We start from the raw sequence: 18,921 nt of genomic DNA, 5'->3' as shown, positions 1-18,921 counted from the left end.
CCCGGAGGCTCCCATGCCGTGCGATCCCGCCGGCATCGGCGTCACAATATTTCCAGTTCTTTAGCATTCGCGGCGTCGTTCCCCAAGTGGCAGGCAGCCGCGCCATATCAGGACACGTCCGTTCCCTTCCATCCTCCCAGGATATGCCGGAACTCGGGCCGAAGGGCTGAGTAGAGGCGCCGAAAGTTCTCAATGCGCGGGCGGTACAGTTCCACAAGACGAGGGTCGGGCTCTATCACCTCCAATACCGCCGGTGTTGAACACAGGGTCTCGGGGGTTTCGCCCGTTGCGGCCAAACGCGCCAGCCGTGCAGCGCCGAAGGCCGGTCCCTTGTCGCTGCCTTTGTAGCGAACGAGCGGAAGGTTCAGGACGTTGGCGAGTATGCGGGCCCAGAAAGCGCTTCGCGAGCCGCCGCCGATCAAGCCAGCGTAAGAGAGGGGCGTGCTGGCCTGCTCCAGGCATGCCTTGGCATCGGCGAAGGTAAAGGCGACACCTTCCAGTATGGCCTGTATCAGATCAGCCTGCTGCGTCTCGGGAGAGAGGCCGAAGAAGACGCCACGCGCATAGGGATCGTTGTGGGGTGTGCGCTCTCCGGCCAGATACGGCAGAAAAAGGAGAGAGGAGGGGCCTTCGTAAGCGCTCTCCGCCTGACGGAGAAGATGGGCAATGTCGGCTTTGAGAAGCCCTGCCGCCCAGGCGAGGCAGCTCGCGCCGTTCAGCATGGCGGCCATCTGGAACCAGCGATCAGGAAGCGCATGACAGAAAGAATGGATCAGGGTTTCAGGCGCAGGTCTATATTGGCGGGTGGTGACGAAGAGTTGCCCGGACGTGCCGAGAGAGATGAAGGCTGCTCCCTCTTCGATGGCTCCCAATCCTACTGCTCCGGCAGCAGCATCGCCGGCTCCGCCGGCAACCACCACATCGTTCCGCATTCCCCAATCGGCAGCGAGCGTGGCGCGTAATATTCCAGACGGCGCGGATCCCTCGATGAGGTCCGGCATATGGGCGCGGTCGAGGCCTGTTGCGGCCAGCGCTTCATCGGACCAGTCGCGCGCCGCTTCGTCGAGCCACCAAGTTCCGGCTGCGTCGGACATCTCGGTTGCGCAGGCACCGGTCAGTTTCAGGCGAATGTAGTCTTTCGGAAGGAGAACCTTTCGCACGGAGCGAAACGTCTCCGGCTCATGGCGCGCAAGCCAAAGGAGCTTGGGGGCGGTGAAGCCAGCCATCGGAAGGACTCCCACAATCCCGGAAAGATGCGGGTGCTGCTTTCCCAGGTCTTCCGCCTCCTGGAAGGAGCGGCCATCGTTCCAGAGAATGGCTGGACGCAGGGGCTCATCATGAGCATCGAGAAGCACGGCTCCATGCATCTGTCCTGAGAGCCCAATCCCCCGGATACGGGCAAAAGCCGCCGGAGCCTGATCGCGCAATTGATCGATAGCGCCTTGAACGGCCAGCCACCAGCTTTCGGGATCCTGTTCAGACCAAAGATTTCGCGGGCGGGAGATCTCCAGCGGGACGTCAGCCTCCGCCATGAGTGTCTGGTGCTCATCGACGATAAGCGCTTTAACCGCTGAGGTTCCGACATCGATGCCAAGGTAATGAGGCATGCTCCGCTCCTGGAGAGGCTCGTATGGGAGCGACTTTCCGGTGAATGGATACCATTGGCAAGACGGACGACGGCCCGTTGGCGTCAGCCGCCTCGGAACAGATTATTCCATTTCTCCAGTTCAAGGCCGTTGGCGGCCAAATTTAAGGCCAGCATTCGGGACGCCAGCTTCGCACAAGCACATTCCCTTACACGATCATCATGCGGGCAATGACTGCTTGCGGTTAAGAATGCGAACACGGGAAGAGCAATGATTGCCCATGTCCCCACCGGCACCGGCTCGGTTGCCAGCGACAAAGAATTTTATGCGCGCTTCGTCGATCTTCGGCTGAGCCTGAAAGCGCTCGGTGCCGAGATCGTCTCTGTCCATCATGCCAACCATTGGGTCGATGTCGATTGGCTGCCCCGAGGAGCGAGCCAGGATGCGGAGCCGAACCGCTCCACCATCTTCCGGCTGGTGCCCGATCTCGAGGCTGACGATGTCAGCGACCTTATGATCGTTGCGAATGAGGCGGCCGACATGATGAGGCTTGCCGCCTGAGTAGAAGGATCAATCTTCAGGATATGCGGCTTCCTCGATGTCGACATGCCTGAGCGTGAAATGGAACGTGGTTCCCTCACCCGGCACGGAATCCGCCCAGATTTTTCCTCCATGGGCTTCCACGATCGTTCTGCAGATCGACAGACCGACGCCCATGCCGCTCGCCTTCGTCGTCGTGAACGGGGTGAAGAGCTTATCCAAGACCTCGGGGGAGATGCCCGATCCCGTATCCCTCACACTGATCTGAACCATCGTGCCATCCTGCACCACGCGTGCTCCGATCGTGAGGAAGCGGTCGTGAATCTCCTGCATCGCCTCGCCCGCATTGCGCAGGAGATTGATCAGAACCTGCTGGATCTGGACGCGGTTGACGATGACCTGCGGGCTTTCCGACGGGAAGTCGAAATCGACCTGTATGCCTTTTTCCTTGGCGCCAACAAGGCCAAGGGCGCTTGCTTCCTCGACAAGACGCTGGAGATCCTCGATCCGATGCTCGCTCTCCCCGCGGGCGACGAACTCTCTCAGCTGACGGATGACTTCGCCAGCGCGAAGAGCTTCCTCGGCTGCTTCGTCGACTGCAAGCCTGAGCATTCCTACCTCGGAACCCTGCATGCGATCCAGGATCAGGCCGCATCCTTTGAGATAGCTGGCGATGGCCGTGAGGGGCTGGTTGATCTCGTGCGCCAGGGTCGAGCCCATCTCGCCCATGGCCGTCAACCGGGACATGTAGGCGAGCTCGGATTGCAGCTCCTGCATGCGCATTTCAGTGTATTGGCGCTCGGTAAGATCGCGGATGAAGGCGGTAAAATATCGCTCTCCCTCCCACTCCATTTCGCCAACCTGCACTTCCATCGGAAAGGTGCTGCCATCCTTCCTCTGGGCCATGGCGACCCGTCCGGAGCCGATGATCCGGCGCTCGCCGGAACGGCGATAGCGGCTGATATAGGCATCGTGCTGTTCACGATAGGGGAGAGGCATGAGGAACTTCACGTTCGTCCCGATCACCTCTTCAGGCTGATAGCCGAAGACATGCTCGGCGGTGGCGCTGAAGGATTTGATGATGCCCTTCTCATCGGCGACGACCATGGCATCGGGAACGGTTTCAAGAATCGAACGGAGATGCGCCTCGCTGCGGCTTAACTGCTCCTTGCTTGTCTTGAGCGCGATTTCCGCAATCTTGCGTTCAGTAATATCTTGAGCCGTGCCGATCTTGCGGATGGGGTTTCCATCATTGTCCAGTACCGTTCGCCCCGTTGCAAAAATCCAACGCTCCTCACCGGTATCGGCGCGGAAAATGCGAAACGTGTCGGAATATGTGAGGTTGCAATCGGACGGATCAGCGTAAAATTTTCTATGAATTCTGTCGCAGTCATCAGGGTGAATGAGCGTGAGAAGAGTGTTCTCCTGCAGCCTTATACCCGGGCTCAGGCCGAGAAGCTGATATGTCTCCGGCGTCCATTGGTGATGGCCTGTGACGATATTGACATCCCAGATGCCCAAACCGGTGGTCTCAACGGCAAGGCGCAAGCGCTCTTCGCTATCACGCAGCTTGTCTTCGGCAGCTCGGCGGTCATGAATATCGGAGATGGTGCCGGCCCATTCCTGCACTTCTCCCATTTCGTTTAGCAAGGGAAGCGCCCGGCAGAAAACCCAGCGGTATTCGCCGCTCAACCCCAGCATCCGGTGAACGATCCTTGCGGGTTGCTTGGCTGTAACAGCTTCTTGCCAAGCGGCTGCCGTATGCTCCCTGTCATCGGGATAGATGAAGTCAAGCCAACCGAGGGGTGCGCCGACGATCGGTTCGCGGCCGCAAAACTCACGCCAGCCCCATCCTTCGATGTAGGAACCATCCGCATTCGAGCGCCAGCCGATTGCCGTGCTGGTTTCAATCAGGGCTCGATAGCGTTGCTCGCTCATGCGCAGATGTTCGGCTGCAGCCTTCTGCTCATGAATGTCGGTAAGCGTACCAATCCACTCCTGAATGGTACCTTTCATATCGGTCAGCGGTATGCCCGTGACCAGGATCCAACGGTGGTCGCCATTCGGGAGGCGCATCCGGCACTCGGTTGTCCCCAGCTCTTCCGATTGGATGATGTTTTTCCAGGACTCGGCAACACGGGCGCGATCGTTGGAATGCACGGCGTCCAACCAGCCGCTTCCCTGGGATTCGACTGGTGATTGACCGGTGAATCGTTCCCATCCATGGCTATCGGTCAGGGCGCCAGTGCAATCTGCTCGCCAAACGATCGCCGTGCTGGCTTCCACCAATGCGCGATAATGCTCGTTCTTGCGGCGCAGGGCCTGCTCGATTGTTCTGAACTCGCTGATATCACGAGCGATTGCCAAGAATGCCTCAGGCTTATTATCCGGGCCCATGATGGGAGTGACCGTGATATCCCACCACACTGGATCTCCCAGCATCTCCGAGCCGGGGGCCTGGAAGCGCCCAGGCTTTCCGGATTGAGCGACTTCGAGTGCTGCTCGGGCGCTCTCGTAGTCGGCGCCTGTCCAAAAGTTGAGCCAGGGGCGACCGTCGACTTCGGAGATGCAATCCCTTTCCACTGGCTGGCTGTAGCGATTCATGAAGCGGAGGCGGCCATCCAGATCAATGATCATGATAATGCCGTCGAAGCTCGCCAGCAGACGGTCGGCAAATCCTCCTGTTTTGGAGAACAAGCCTTCTGCTTCTCTCAAAGCATTGTCGTCGACGTTTGCGCCAACCCAGCGGTCGATCTGTCCATGATCGCTCCGCAATGCTCGGGTGTAGAACGAGACGCGCCGGTAGTTTCCTGAGTTGTCCCGGAGCCGATATTTGATTTCATAAGTTGCATCAGACTTCGGGAATGCCTGGAGCTTGCCAGCTCCTCGCTCACCCGTGCGGGCGGGAAGGGCGTTATCGCGCATTCCACGTGAGGGGACAGATACGCGAGGCGCGCTCAGTTGCTGGAGCTTCAGCTCACGAGTTACGGAGCGGGCAAGGGCCAGGAGAGATTGTGCCTGTTTGGTCGAGAGCTCCTCGGGATGAGGAATGTTGTCGAAAACGCAAAGCGAGCCCAGGAAAGCTCCACTCTCATTCAGGATGGGCACCGATGCATAAAATCGAAGATGGGGCTCGCCCACGACGTAAGGATTGTTCCTGAAATCAGGATGCTGGGCGAGATCGCTTATGCATGCGGGCTCAAGGCCATGAAGGACGCGCGCGCAGATCGAGTCGCTCAAGGGTATGTTACGGGCGAGGTTGCCGATGACCGCCCTGAACCATTGCCGCTCAGGATCGATAAACGTGACAGCGGCCATTGGGCAGCCGCAGGTATCTGCAGCCAGCTGAGCAATGTCGATGAATGCGCTATCCGGACTTGCATTGGAGAAGTCCAATTGGTGTAGGGCTAGAATCCGTTCTGCGAGCGAAGCTGAGACGAGACCGTCCTTGGTCGTTTTGAAGGGCATGGATAAGGCGGCCGAGGAAGTATTGTGATTCTGATCAATGTGAAGGGTTCGGCTAGCAAAGAGAATAGTGGGCTTCAAACTAAATTGCTGTTGTAGACAACTTCAGCGCATACATGACGCAGGTAGTTACATATTATTATGTTGCTTATGGCTGCGCCTCCAGGCCCCGTTGTCCTGCATCAGAAGATGCCAATGTCTGAGAAAATTGCGTAAGCGATTTGTAACGCTCGTCTCATCTCACAAGAGAGGCGGTGCGCGGAGGCGCGGGTTTAAGAACGTTCTGAACGAGCCTGTTATGGGGCTGATGCTGAATTGATGTGTGGTCCCAGCGTGCCAGGAGGCCCGGAACATCAGAGGCTGGTATAGGCTTTGCATAGAAGAAGCCTTGAACGTGGTCGCAGCCGAGATTTCGCAGGCGCTGTATCTGACCAACCGTTTCCACGCCTTCAGCGGTCACCTGCAGCTTCAGGCTTTTTCCGAGTCCGATGACGGCCGCTATAATCGCTTCGTCGTCAGGATCATGCTCCAGGTTCTGCACGAAGCTGCGATCAATCTTGATATGATTGACGGGAAACTGCTTCAGGTGTGTCAGCGACGCATAGCCCGTTCCAAAATCATCCAAGGCAATATGGATGTCGTGCCGACGGAATTGCTCCAAGAGCTTCGAGACGTTGTCGGATTTCCGCCCCAGAAGAACCGTCTCGGTAACCTCGACTTCAAGGAATGTGGGTGGCACCTTGATCCAGTCGAGGGTTCGGAGAATGTTGTCGACCATGCCGGGTTGGATGAACTCCGCCGGGGACAAGTTCAAGGCGACGCGGCCGATCGGAAGATCGTCATCGATCCAGCGACGCAGGTCGGTGGCAACCGCGGACATGAGCAGCTTGCCGATATCCGACGCAAGTTCATGATCCTCGAAGGCTGCTCCAAAGGTGGCAGGGGTCAGGGTCCCCTGGCGCGGATGCTGCCAGCGCGCCAGGGCCTCGAAGCCAACGATCTTCCCTGTATCGAGGGAGACCTTGGGTTGATAGAAAGGAACGATCTCGTGATTGACGACCGCCTCTCGGATGGTCCTGCCAAGTGTCACTCGCTCTTCCGTCTGGCGGCGCATCTCCGGTGAGTAGGTGAGGATGCGGTGGCGGCCCTGCGACTTGGCTTGATAGAGCGCAATGTCCGCATCCTTCATTAGTTCGGAAGGGTCGCTGTCATGATCCGGAAAAGCAGCGACACCGATGCTTACCCGGCTGATCAATGTGCGTTTTTGATAAACGAAAGGTTGGCGTAGCGTTTCAAGGATCAGGGATCCGAGTCGGGCTGCGTTTTCCAACTTCAAGGGCTCGACAACGAGAAGAGCGAACTCGTCGCCACCGAGACGGGCGACAGTGTCGCAATCGCGAACCATGGCGGACAGGCGAGATGCGGTCTCCTTCAGAAGCGCATCGCCGGCATCGTGCCCGAGGGTATCGTTGATATCCTTGAATTCGTCGAGGTCCACCATCAGCAGGCTGACGCTGGTGCCGTTCTGGCGCGCATCGGTGAGAGCAGCCTCAAGGCGTCGTTGAAACAGGCTGCGATTTGGAAGCCCGGTAAGAGGGTCGTGATTGGCTGCGCGCCAGATCTCTTCCTCTGCCTCTTTCTGATCCGTAATGTCGAATGTCACCCCGACTATGCGGTTCTGACCTGCCTTCTCAGCCCGCGCCCTGAGCCAGCGCAGTTCCCCATTCGGATGTACGCACCGGCACTCGACGGATCCCGATCCATGGATCTCGATCCGCTCAAGAAAGTGGCCGACAATGGCTTGGTCTGCCGGATGAACCCTCTCAAACGGACCGATGTCTCTTCCGGTTGCGATCCTGCGCGAAGTCAGCGAGCTTTCCGAACGTTTTACGGCTTTTGTCCGGGGGTTATACTCCCAAGCGACCATGCGAGCCGCCTTGAGCGCGAGCTGAAGGCGCTCTTCGCTGTTGCGATGCGCCTCTTCGGATTGCTTGCGCTCGTGAATGTCCATTGCCGTGCCGAACCATTGTTCGACCTTGCCATTCTCATCCTTGAGCGGCTGCCCGCGAACGATGAACCATCTGTAAGTGTCGTCCAGAGCGCGGCGAATGGGGATTTCGACTTCGAACGAACTGTCTTTGGAGAAAGCCTCATTCAGTAGTGACAGAGACTGCTCACGCCGGCTCGGATGCGCAGCGGACGACCATCCTTGGCTTCTGCACTTGTCCCGCTCCAGGCCAGTGTAGTCATACCAGTACTCGTTGCAGTAAGTGAAATTGCCGTTCTTATCGCTAAACCAGACAGCCTGAGGCGAGAGAAACGAGAGCGGCATGACATCCACGAGCGTGCGGAAGCGGGCTTCGCTATCGGCGAGCAGTCTCTCGGATTGTCTGAGCTGCAGCTGGTTCATCACCGCTTGAGCAAGGCTGTTGAGAGCCTGAGATTGCTGTTCCGTGAGGCTTTGCTGTCGTGCCTCATGATCCAGAACGCATAATGTACCGAGAGGCAGGCCGTCCTTCGTTGTCAAAGGCAGTCCGGCATAGAATGAAACGTGCGGCTCAATACCGAGAAGAGGAGTATTCTTGAGGGGAGAGGCTTTCTTGAGGTCAGGCACGACGAACAGACCGGTGCCGCACATTGTATACGTACAGAGCGACTGATCTCTCGGAGCTTCTCTTATTTCAATCCCATAAGATGCTTTGAACCATTGCCTGCTCTCATCCATGAAGCCGATTAAACCGATTGGAGCGTGGCAGATCCGAGCGGCTGTTTGGGCGATATCTTCAAAAAAGGCTTCGGTCTCCGTATCCAGGATATGGAAACTATGGAGCGCAGCAAGGCGGTCGGCTTCGCGCCAACTCATCATGAGATTGCTATGGGGGCGCTCCGACATGCGAACGTCTGCCTGAAAAATTTGAACAATTCAGAACATGTCGGAGTTGAACCGGCCCAACAGAGTGGCGTCATGCCTCAAGCGAAGGCTTGATCTGTTGCTCAAATTTCATCCGGGCTTGAACCGGTAAAATGGCGAAGCGTCATGCTCGACCTCGAAGGTCCGCCATAATGCACACAATGACCGCATTGCCTAAGAAACAGAAGCTGATGCCGTCAATTTGGGAATGTTATGGACCGCACCAGGTCGAGTCAATAACCCTGAATGCCCACCAATTTTGAAAGATTTAACTCTATTTTAAAACGCCAGGGTTTCTTTGCAGGGGCAGTTCAATCGATATGCCGGATTCTGAGGCCAGATAGACTGGAGCAAGATTGCGGTCATAAAGTTTCCGCCGACAATCGTTTGTCTCGCCGAATTTAGAGGTCGGAAACGCGCGAATCGCTTTTCGATTTGACCGAGCAGCGCGCCCCTATGAAGGAGCCGAGCAAACCATGCCTGTAAGCGGGAATACTTAGCGGGGAATTTCGCGGATTACTTAGTAATGAAATCTCGTTTCGTTGATGAGTGGCGCCGGTTTCATTGAGGATCAAAGCTCCTCATCCACGAAAAAATTGTGTGTTCTCAAAATCCTACAATCTTGAGAGGGGTCTTTGCGGATTGGTGCTGTCCATCTGTTGGAGCTTCTGGCGGGGGCGTCCATTTCGTTAACAGATATTAACCTTCACCCTCTTGACCCTCTGTCCCAATACGTATTGCCCCTCCAAACGAACAGGAATAGCTTCCAGTTGCCGAATAAATAAGTATCCACTGAATGTGGCTAATAAACGGCGAGTTGTTCATTGCGTTAAGTTAGTAATTAAAAATACAGGCTGGGGGCCTACCATGTATATCGTTGTCGATGATCGACAGATAGTGACGTCGGGGTATGTAGCAAGCTTTAAACGGGAAGGTGTATCTTCCATTGGCTTGTATTCAAATGAGTTCAGCGAATGGCTGGAAACTGCGTCTGACACCGACATGCAAGCAATCCAGGGATTTGTTCTCGGCAGCTTCGATCAACGCGCCAGCTATGCCGAAAGCATCCGTCGCCATTCCAAAGCTCCAATCATCGCATTGAGCGATGTGCGTTCTCTTGAAGAAACGCTGGAGCTCTTTACGGCAAAGTTCGATGACGTGGTTCGTAAGCCGGTTCACGTCCGAGAAATCCTCGCCCGCTCCGAGGCGGTATGGAGACGGTTGAATAGCAGCGCCAGCAAGGCAAGCCATAACGATAACGACCGGCTCAAGGTGTTCTTCGATGGCCGTGATCCGGAGATCGATGGCGTTCCGCTGTCTCTGCCGCGCCGCGAGCGTCACATCCTCGAGTATCTCGTGCGTAAGAAAGGGCACCGCCTGACGAAGAAGCAGATCTTCGATACGGTTTATGGCCTCTACAGCGATGACGTCGAGGATAGCGTCGTCGAAGGGCACATCAGCAAGCTCCGCAAGAAGCTGCGGCAGCGCCTGGGTTACGATCCCATCGATGCCAAGCGCTATATTGGATATTCCTATACGGGGGCTGTCTCCTAGGCGGCAGACCTGACGTAGCATACCGGATCGTTCGCCAGAGCCAGGTCAGCCCGACCTGGCTCTTTGCATATGACAGCTCTCCGAAGAGGAGAGGGTGGTATGGCGTGGGCCTCCTTCCCGGAGGCCTCCAGAATCCTCAAAAGAGAAGCGCTCGATGGGGCGCTTCGTAAGATCAGCTTGACGCAAGATAGAGCCGCTAAGGTCAGTCAAAGTCATCGTAACGCCAAGCTCCATGTCCCATGTCTCGTACAAATCCCCGCAGATTGAGGCTGCTTGTTCCCAAGCCTCTCTTCGTAAGCGCAAGCTGCCCAGAACAACAAGTTGAGACGCGCCATGATCGCTCGTGAGAGCAGGTGATCAGGGGGAAGTTTCTCAACCTGAGAGCTGCCGGATCTCGGCGCAATCAACCAAACGACAAACAGTTTTCAACCAGAGATGAGATACGGCGATGGACGACCTTCTCCTTGAGTTTCTCACAGAGACCAATGAGCATCTTGAAACGGTCGACGTGGAGATGGTCCGCTTCGAGCAGGATCCGAACAACCAGGCGATCCTCAGCAACATTTTCCGATTGGTTCATACCATCAAGGGAACTTGCGGCTTCCTTGGGCTGCCTCGACTTGAGGCGCTCGCGCACGCGGCAGAGACGCTGATGGGCAAGTTCCGAGATGGAATGCCTGTCACGACGGAGGCTGTGTCGCTGATCCTGACAACGCTCGACCGGATCAAGGATATTCTAGGTGAGCTGGAGCGGCACGGCGTTGAGCCGCAGGGAACGGATGACGATCTGATCGCCTCCCTGGATTATATGTCGAATGCATCGAGTCATGTGCAGGCAGTTGCTGACACGCCTGTGCAAGCCCCGACGGTTGGGACATTGGTCCATCAGGTGCTCGAACGGGAGCTGAAGCCTGGTGAGGTCTCCCTTGATGAACTGGAGCGTGCTTTCCAAGAGGCTCCTGGTCCGGATGACGGGAATGCAGCCGGCACACTTGTCTACCAGGTCCTGGAAAGGGCACTCAAGCCTGGGGAGGTATCCCTGGACGAGCTTGAGCGCGCATTCCGCGAAGCGCCAGGACCCGTTCCCGCTTCTACGCCGATGACACAAGCAGCGCCCGTGGTGCAGGCGGCTGCTGCTCAGAAACCGTCGAAGAAGGACGCGGAGCCTTCAGAATCCCCTGAGGGAGCCGAAGGGATCTCTGGAAAGGTTCAGACGATCCGAGTCAATGTCGATACCCTCGAGCATTTGATGACGATGGTGTCGGAGCTGGTCCTGACCCGAAACCAGCTGCTGGAAATTGCGCGCCGCAACGCTGAAGATTACGGTTACAAAGTGCCTTTGCAGAGGCTGTCTCAGGTGACGGCAGAGCTGCAGGACGGCGTGATGAAGACGCGCATGCAGCCTATCGGCAATGCATGGCAAAAGCTGCCTCGCGTCGTGCGCGACCTCTCCAACGAGTTGTCGAAGCACATTGAACTGATCATGCAGGGTGCGGATACCGAGCTTGATCGTCAGGTGCTCGAGGTTATCAAAGACCCTCTCACGCATATGGTTCGCAACTCAGCGGACCACGGCATCGAAAGCCCTGCGGAGCGTCGTGCCGTCGGCAAGTCGGAGAAGGGCATCATCCGCCTGAATGCCTATCATGAAGGAGGATCGATCACGATCGAGATCTCCGACGATGGCAAAGGCCTGAACTACGCCGCCATTCGCAAGAAGGCCGTTGAGAGGGCGATTGTCAGCGAATCCGAGTTGGAAAGGATGAGCGACGCCCAAGTCGCAAAATTCATCTTCCATCCCGGGTTCTCGACTGCAGCTGCCGTGACCTCCGTGTCCGGCCGCGGCGTCGGCATGGATGTGGTGAAAACCAACATTGAGTTGATCGGCGGAACTGTCGACATCCGCTCGGAGCAGGGCAGAGGGACGACGTTCACGATCAAGATCCCTCTCACCTTGGCTATCGTCGCTGCCTTGATCGTTTCTTCCAAGGATCAACGCTTTGCCATTCCACAGGTGGCGGTGTCTGAGCTCGTGAGAGTATCGCCGATCTCGGAGCACTCGATTGAGCGGATCAACGGCACGCCGATCCTGCGTCTGCGTGACCGCCTTCTGCCGATTGTTCCACTCTCGAAGGTGATGCGTCTGTCGGAGAGTGAGGATATCAATACGGGCTTCGTGGTCGTCACGCAGGTTGCCCAGCAGCGTTTCGGCATCCTCGTCGACGGCGTCTTCCATACGGAGGAAATCGTCGTCAAGCCGATGTCGTCGAAGCTGAAGCATATCCAGCTGTTCTCGGGGAACACCATTCTGGGCGATGGAGCAGTTGTTCTCATCGTTGATCCGAACGGTCTTGCGCGGATGGTTGGCTCAGAAGGTCAGAGCGATGAGTTCCAGGCGGATCTCGCGCTGGATCAGGCAATTGCCGCAGCTGAAGAGCTGACGAGCCTGCTCGTCTTCCGCGGTGGGGGCGACAGCCTGAAGGCCGTGCCTCTCTCTCTCGTAACACGCCTCGAAGAGATCGATGCATCCACGATCGAATGGGCAAGCGGACGCCCTGTGGTGCAATATCGCGGGCGCCTGATGCCGATCGTTTCCTGCGATGACGAGCTTGAAGTGAGAAGGCAGGGTATGCAGTCCCTTCTGGTGTTCTCGGATGGGGAGATTTCAATGGGTCTTGCCGTCGCCGAGATTGTCGACATCGTTGAAGACAAGCTCGATGTCGAACTTCTTGCCGAGCGTTCCGACTTGGTGGGATCGGCTGTCGTGCGCGGTCGGACCACTGAAATCGTCAACGTGGCGCATTATCTGCCGCTTGTTCTTGAAACATGGTCGCGCTCCGAGCAGCGAGCAAAGCAGGGCAACTCCCTGCTCCTCATCGATGGATCGAATTTCTTCCGGGATATGCTGGTGCCTGTCCTCAAGGCGTCAGGGTATCGCGTCCAGACAGCTGCGACGGCTCAGGATGCCGCGCGCATGCTCTCGAGCGGCAGCCAGCCGGACTTTATCGTTGCTGATCTTGAATTGCCTGGACATTCGAGCTTTGCGTTCATCGCCACCCTCCGGGCTGATGCTCAATATCGCTTAACACCGATCATTGGCATGACGTTAAGGCCTGATGCTCAATTGCTAGCTCTGGCGAGGCGCTTCAAGATTACCGAAGTCGTCTCAAAAGTTGACCGCCGCGGATTGCTCTCTGCGCTTGCAGAGCTCAGTGGAACTCTTGAAGAGGCTGCATGATCATGAAAGCCATGAATACGGTTGCGTTTGATGCGCCGAAATTGTTCGCGAGAGAAGCAGAATTCATCACGGTGACGGTCGCAGGGCAGCTGCTGGGGCTGCCCATCGGTCGTGTTCATGATGTTTTCGTCGTGAGCGAGATGACGAAAGTTCCCTTGGCGCAAGTGGAAATAGCAGGGTTGCTCAACCTGCGCGGCCGCGTCGTCACGGCAGTCTCCCTAAGAAGCAGGCTCGGTTTGCAGGATGGGGACAGCACCGGGCGGCGCATGGCGGTGGGGCTTGAGTACCAGGGTGAGGCATATGGCCTTCTCGTCGATGAAGTCGGCGAGGTCTTGAAGCTCAATCCCGATGAAATGCAGCCGAACCCTGTTCATATGGACCGGCGCTGGGTGAACCTGTCTCAGGGTGTTCATCAGCTTCAAGGGCAGCTGATGATCGTTCTTGACGTGGATGCCGTTCTCGCCTTCGTCTCCGAACGTGAGGCTGCCTAGTCATCTTCGTTCAAATCTTACTCATTCATCTAACTAGATAGGATATGCTACCGTGAGCTTAGATCTTTCAACTCCCGTCTTGGTGGTCGACGATTATCAGACCATGGTTCGGATCCTCCGCAACCTTCTCAAGCAGATTGGCTTCAATGACGTCGATGATGCATCCGACGGGCAGGCCGCCTTGGAGAAGCTCAGGGCCAAGAAGTACGGCCTCGTGATCTCTGATTGGAATATGGCTCCCATGACCGGATACGAACTGCTTCAGCAGGTTCGTGCGGATGCGGAGCTCAGCGCTTTGCCGTTCATCATGGTGACAGCCGAGGCGAAAACTGAGAACGTCGTTGCAGCAAAGAAGGCTGGTGTAAACAACTACATCGTCAAGCCCTTCAATGCGGAAACGCTCCGCTCGAAGATTAGCGCTGTTTTCAGCGCTTGATGACAAGTGGTGTGAGTCATGAACCCACGTAAAAGCTATCGCGTCGAGGCTCACATGTCGTCGGCTCCGTCTGATGAGGGCGCTCTCGATCGCCATTCAGAAATCATGAACATGCTTGGAACGATCAGAGAGGCAATCGTTCCTGCCAAGGAGCTTTCGGCCTCGCTCATCGAAGAGCACCGGAAAGACATGCAGGAGGCGATGCGTCTCAAGGTTGAGCTGGATTCGATCTATGAAGCCATAGAGCGCACGAAGCGGGAGATTGCGACACTCCGTTATGCCGGGGCGCAAGGCCAGGAGATCAACAGGGTCACGGATGAGCTTGGCGCCATCGTTTCCGGCACCGAGACCGCAACGAACGCTATCCTGGCCGCGGCCGAGCGGATCGATGAATTGTCCGGCAATCTGGCAGCGCGTCTCTCGGGCGGCGATCAGGAGTTCGCTCGCGAGATCTCCGATCAGGTTATCAGCATCTTCGAGGCCTGCAATTTCCAGGACATTACCGGCCAGCGCATCAGCAAGGTCGTGAATGCGATGAAGTTCGTCGAGGAGCGGGTCCACGAAATGATCGAGATCTGGGGCGGTCTCGAAAGCTTCAAGGATGTTGAAACCACGGAAGCGGCCCGTGATGGCGACGATGCGCTTCTGAACGGTCCCGCCTTGATGACAGACAAGGGCATCACTTCTCAGGATGCGATTGACGCGCTGTTCGGCTAGTCAAGCCGTTTGAATTGGATGCCCGCTTCACGCGGGCATCCGGACTGACACAATCGACGCTTATTGTCTCATCGATGGGCGAGCGAGAATGTTCCTGACGTGGTCGGATTCCAGCAGCTGAGACAGTATCGTTGCCGAGCTGCTGTTCAACGCAAGGACAACGCCGCCACAGACCGCCTCGTGGCCCGAGAAGCGGTAACGTATAGCGTTGGCCGGTTGCAGGCCACCGGAAGGACGAGCGACGAACCCCTGAATCCGAGACGGGCGGTCATTCCGCCCATTCTCAATGCTCATCCCGTTGTACTGTCCCAAGAGAGTATAGGGGACGATCCTCAGTTTATCGCTCTTACGATAGGCAACGCCCATCTGGGTATTAGCAATTGCCGCTATAATGTTCGTATCGAAGTGCAGGAATCCCTCAAAAGCGATCGCTCTCGGTTGAGACGCAAAGTGATCGATCACTGCAATCCCATCCAAACTATTCAGGCTTAGAAAAATCCGACGGTGGGTATAGGTGGGGCCATGCACGTTGCTGCCGACCACGAAGACGCTCGCCCCTTCGAGTTCTTCCTGAGCCTCGATCCAGCCTATGCCCGCCAGCTGTTCCCGTTCGTCCGGAAGGGCAATGTTGTGTGCTCTTGAGGAAACGAGATACTGACGTGCCGCACCTGTTTCATGCAGATGCGACCCGCGAGGGTCAATGATCCACGGGGCGCCGCCGCTTGAGTAAACGAACGACGTGCAATCATGGTGCCCATGCTCATGATGTCTGCCGTTCAAAGTGGCGCTGAAATAGCCCCAACGCGTCGTGTGATCATAACGGCGTGCCGCCACCAGCCCTGCATGCTGTGACGAGAACACCTTCGTGCCTGTGGGGTACGACAACTCGCGAGCGAGATCTGGATCGGTCAGCAGATTCGTGCCATACCTCGATAGAAGCCGTCGCAGCCACGATGCGTGGTGAAAGCTATGTGGTACATCTCCGAATGGAGGAAGGGATCCGGAGGGGGCGGTGACAGCCACCATGTTCCGCAGGCACTTTCGAAGCCGATCTATCAACTTGTCTCGCAGACCTTGTGCATCGGATCGGCTTTCAAGCTGATGTGTGAGGATCAAGCCCAATGAGACAATTTCCAATTGGGTGTCGAAGGATTGCTCCGTGAAGACGCCGTTTTCATCGAGGAACCTGTCAAATCCATCCGTCACATGCGTCAGCGCGAGGGACGTCCAGTAGGGAGCCAGAGGCACCCGCGGGAGGCATCTTGCCAGTGCCAACAGGGCACAAGCTAAATGCAGATGTACGGGGGAGTGCGAGAAGATGTTCTGGCCAAGGATCTGCGCCAGAGCAAATGCATGGCGTATGGCTTCCGCCAGCAACGTCAGAAACTCTGGGGCCGCTGCCGACTTTCTGGATCTCGCACTGAGAGAGAGAAGCCGAAGAAACGTCTCTGCTCGCACAGCCAGCGCACGAGGATGAGCACTGATCGGATCTTTTGGGGCTCCCCAAGGATTGGCACGCGACCAGGATACAGCCAGGTCGATGGCTTGCTTGACGCCGTCCGTCCTTTCATCTCCAGCGAGACCAGGAAGCCAAGCCAGCGATTGGAACTCCAGTCTCCAGGCGGGTGACTTGAAGGGATCCTCGGTCCATTGTGGCTGCTCTGGGACAGGCCATGCGGGAAAACCGGCAAGAGTTAAGCTGCCTTCTGAGAAATCGGGTTTCGCACCACGCTGCAAAGCCTTGATTTCATCATGGAAGGTTGAGAGCGATGCGAGAGACTTCAAATCTGCCAACTCTCTCAGTCGCACAGAAGCAGGCTGCGTCTCGTTCGCTTCAGGGTTCAACCGTCCTAGGAGGTGTCTCAGGAAAGTCTCGGCGTCAGGTAAATCGTCGCCCGAGATCGCTTCCAGCATAAGATCGTCGTCAAGCGATACCTCAAGAGGTGTGATCAGCTCCATTGAGGCGTGATCGTGCCGTGTCTGAAATCCGATATCGACACTTGCAGCCTGAGGCGGAGGAGCAAGATCCAAAGTGAAACGCCGCGCCTGACGGTGGACCGGAATGCCGATGAAGGATCCTATCGAAGAGGCTTCTTCCGTTTCGGGATAGGGAGAGGGCAGCACTTCTCCCCTGGCGTTGCGGTATACAATGCGGGCTAAGGCTCCTTCCTGTCCAGGAGCTTCATTGATGATCTGTCCTCTGATCACCAGCTTGGTCGCTGGAAGCACCGCAAAGCTCATCCAGATCGGTTCAGCATTGAATGCAAGCCACGTGCGCCGTGCGTTCAAGGGGCGGACAGCGCTGACGGCTTTCGCCCAATCAAGCTCTTTCCTGTCTGCTTCAGCCGCGGATTCAGGCGGTAGCTTCTGGAGAAGCTGCTGGTCGCGGATAGTGAAAGGATGAGAATTGCGCCAACTTCGAATGCTGACAGAAAGGCTCCGGGTCGGAGAAGGAATGAAAAAGCCCAGCGAAACCGTGCAGACCGATCCGCCTTGATCGGAGTATTCGGGCCCGCTCACATACCAGCTGTGAGGGTCTATCTGGGTTCTGGTCAGCCCTGGGACATATGCAAAGTCGATGCTGGATCCATCCTCTGTCAGGAAGTCTACTCCGACCACTGCAAAGTCATGGACAGCGCGAGAGCTCTCTTGAGGATGCCATTCCAGTTTAAAGTTGAGTTCACACCACGCATCAGGTTCGACACCCTCAAATCCCAGCATGATGCGGGACCAGCGGTTGCTGTTCGAAACGACCAGGGGGGAAGTTTCCACCTCGCCAGGCGTCTCGCCGGATGCGTCGCTACGAGTAGGAAGAATGCGTTTCACAGAGGGCATCAGGCGGCGCAGCCTATTACGTGAGAGGAGTTTCTGAGCTAACTCATCAGGCTTCGAACGGCTAAGCAATAAGCAGATGGTTCGCTTAGCTTGAAAGTCAGGAGGAAGCTGTCGACTCGACAAACAGAGCCATTCGGATCAACTCCGAAAGGTTCCTGGCTTCCATCTTGGCCATGACATTCGAACGGTGAATCTCAACTGTGCGAATGCTGATGCTGAGTTCATGGGCAATGACCTTGTTGGCCTTGCCGGCGACCAGGCAGTCGAGCACCTGACGCTCGCGCTGCGAAAGGGATTGCAGCCGAGCTTGGGTCTTCATGAGCTCCTGACTCCTCCGGACGCTCTTTTCATCGCATACAAGAGCGAAGCGAACGACCTCGAGGAAGCGGTCCTCTCGGAAAGGCTTCTCCAGAAAATCGATTGCGCCGGCTTTCATCGCTTCAACCGCGAGCGGAATGTCTGCATGGCCCGTCATGACGATGACAGGCACGTTAAGGCCACGCTCGTTCAGACGGCGGATGAACTCCAGCCCATCGATCCCAGGCATGCGAACATCAGTAACAATACAACAACGGCCCGGATCGAGAACTTCCTTCAGAAAGGAGCTGGCAGATTCATACAAGCGGACGTTGAGGCCGGCAGACACCAGCAGGAAGGAGAGCGCTTTGCGAACTCCGACATCGTCATCCACCACATAGACTACCGCCCCGCTCGACATTGGGCTTTTCCTCCTATTGTTATTATTGCCAAGGTAAGAGCATAGAAATGCTTCAGACGATGCTGAAGTACGTGAGATCGCCTGTCATATGCCCCCAAGCCTGCCTGACAGTTTGATGCCGCCGATCATGATTGTTGATTTGTGCTCGTACCTGTCCCAAGCCGCTTCTTCAAGGCCTCAATGCAGGCCCAATTTGTAGCAGAGGCCGGTGCCCTGCGGCTCTGGATGTTTTTCCTCCCGTTTTGTGTCGTGAGCGCCACAAGTCGCAGCGCTGCAGGCGACACTAGATCGCTGTATGCGATATATAATGATATAAAATCCGAAATTAGAGACGCTGCTGCGCTATCGAAAGTCGCAGTGCTCATGAAGCAATTTTGCCTGGGCCGTTAGCGGCAGAAGAGGCCGGATCCAAGGCTAGGTCAGCCTCATG

12 protein-coding genes are annotated in these 18,921 nt (G+C 56.6%); 7 read left to right on the top strand and 5 right to left on the bottom strand.

Annotated features, from left to right (window positions below):
• Nucleotides 1–107: 107 nt before the first annotated feature.
• Nucleotides 108–1,607 (bottom strand): xylulokinase, encoded by a 1,500-nt coding sequence (gene xylB / locus BLP10_RS03470; protein ID WP_091129856.1) that lies wholly within the window; start codon nucleotides 1,605–1,607, stop codon nucleotides 108–110.
• 249 nt (nucleotides 1,608–1,856) lie between these two features.
• Here xylB and BLP10_RS03465 point away from each other — a divergent pair, with 249 nt between their 5' ends.
• Nucleotides 1,857–2,147 carry a hypothetical protein gene (locus BLP10_RS03465; protein WP_091129853.1) on the top strand — a complete coding sequence of 97 codons (291 nt, stop codon included), beginning with the start codon at nucleotides 1,857–1,859 and terminating at the stop codon, nucleotides 2,145–2,147.
• Nucleotides 2,148–2,156: 9 nt separating this feature from the next.
• Here BLP10_RS03465 and BLP10_RS03460 read toward each other — a convergent pair whose 3' ends face one another.
• On the bottom strand, nucleotides 2,157–5,594 hold the full coding sequence (locus tag BLP10_RS03460; RefSeq protein WP_091129850.1) for a PAS domain S-box protein: 3,438 nt from the start codon (nucleotides 5,592–5,594) through the stop codon (nucleotides 2,157–2,159).
• Nucleotides 5,595–5,826: 232 nt separating this feature from the next.
• Nucleotides 5,827–8,229, bottom strand: a complete 2,403-nt coding sequence (locus BLP10_RS03455; RefSeq protein WP_210183587.1) for a putative bifunctional diguanylate cyclase/phosphodiesterase — start codon at nucleotides 8,227–8,229, stop codon at nucleotides 5,827–5,829.
• A 132-nt stretch (nucleotides 8,230–8,361) separates the two neighbouring features.
• Here BLP10_RS03455 and BLP10_RS23065 point away from each other — a divergent pair, with 132 nt between their 5' ends.
• From BLP10_RS23065 to BLP10_RS03430, 6 genes are all read left to right on the top strand, one after another.
• Nucleotides 8,362–8,577, top strand: coding sequence for a hypothetical protein (locus tag BLP10_RS23065; RefSeq protein ID WP_210183586.1), 216 nt, complete (start codon nucleotides 8,362–8,364; stop codon nucleotides 8,575–8,577).
• A 792-nt stretch (nucleotides 8,578–9,369) separates the two neighbouring features.
• Nucleotides 9,370–10,056, top strand: coding sequence for a response regulator transcription factor (locus tag BLP10_RS03450; protein WP_091129843.1), 687 nt, complete (start codon nucleotides 9,370–9,372; stop codon nucleotides 10,054–10,056).
• Between the two features lie 448 nt (nucleotides 10,057–10,504).
• Nucleotides 10,505–13,294: a hybrid sensor histidine kinase/response regulator gene (locus BLP10_RS03445; protein WP_091129841.1), complete on the top strand. Its 2,790-nt coding sequence runs from the start codon at nucleotides 10,505–10,507 to the stop codon at nucleotides 13,292–13,294.
• Nucleotides 13,295–13,296: 2 nt separating this feature from the next.
• Nucleotides 13,297–13,785 (top strand): chemotaxis protein CheW, encoded by a 489-nt coding sequence (locus tag BLP10_RS03440; protein ID WP_244510383.1) that lies wholly within the window; start codon nucleotides 13,297–13,299, stop codon nucleotides 13,783–13,785.
• Between the two features lie 52 nt (nucleotides 13,786–13,837).
• On the top strand, nucleotides 13,838–14,221 hold the full coding sequence (locus BLP10_RS03435; RefSeq protein WP_091129840.1) for a response regulator: 384 nt from the start codon (nucleotides 13,838–13,840) through the stop codon (nucleotides 14,219–14,221).
• 18 nt (nucleotides 14,222–14,239) lie between these two features.
• On the top strand, nucleotides 14,240–14,938 hold the full coding sequence (locus tag BLP10_RS03430) for a protein phosphatase CheZ (RefSeq protein WP_091129838.1): 699 nt from the start codon (nucleotides 14,240–14,242) through the stop codon (nucleotides 14,936–14,938).
• A gap of 60 nt (nucleotides 14,939–14,998) precedes the next feature.
• Here the strand turns inward: BLP10_RS03430 and BLP10_RS03425 are convergent, their stop codons facing one another.
• Both BLP10_RS03425 and fixJ read right to left on the bottom strand, forming a co-directional pair.
• A complete protein-coding gene (locus BLP10_RS03425) occupies nucleotides 14,999–17,764 on the bottom strand; it encodes a heparinase II/III domain-containing protein (RefSeq protein WP_175493760.1) in 2,766 nt (921 codons plus the stop codon).
• A 106-nt stretch (nucleotides 17,765–17,870) separates the two neighbouring features.
• Nucleotides 17,871–18,491, bottom strand: coding sequence for a response regulator FixJ (gene fixJ / locus BLP10_RS03420; protein WP_091129833.1), 621 nt, complete (start codon nucleotides 18,489–18,491; stop codon nucleotides 17,871–17,873).
• Between the last annotated feature and the right edge of the window lie 430 nt (nucleotides 18,492–18,921).

The organism is Microvirga guangxiensis (assembly GCF_900102135.1).
In the GTDB taxonomy this organism is placed as follows: Bacteria; Pseudomonadota; Alphaproteobacteria; order Rhizobiales; family Beijerinckiaceae; genus Microvirga; species Microvirga guangxiensis.
The sequence above is the reverse complement of the archived record's forward strand: the minus strand, read 5'-3'. Positions and strand labels throughout refer to the sequence as shown.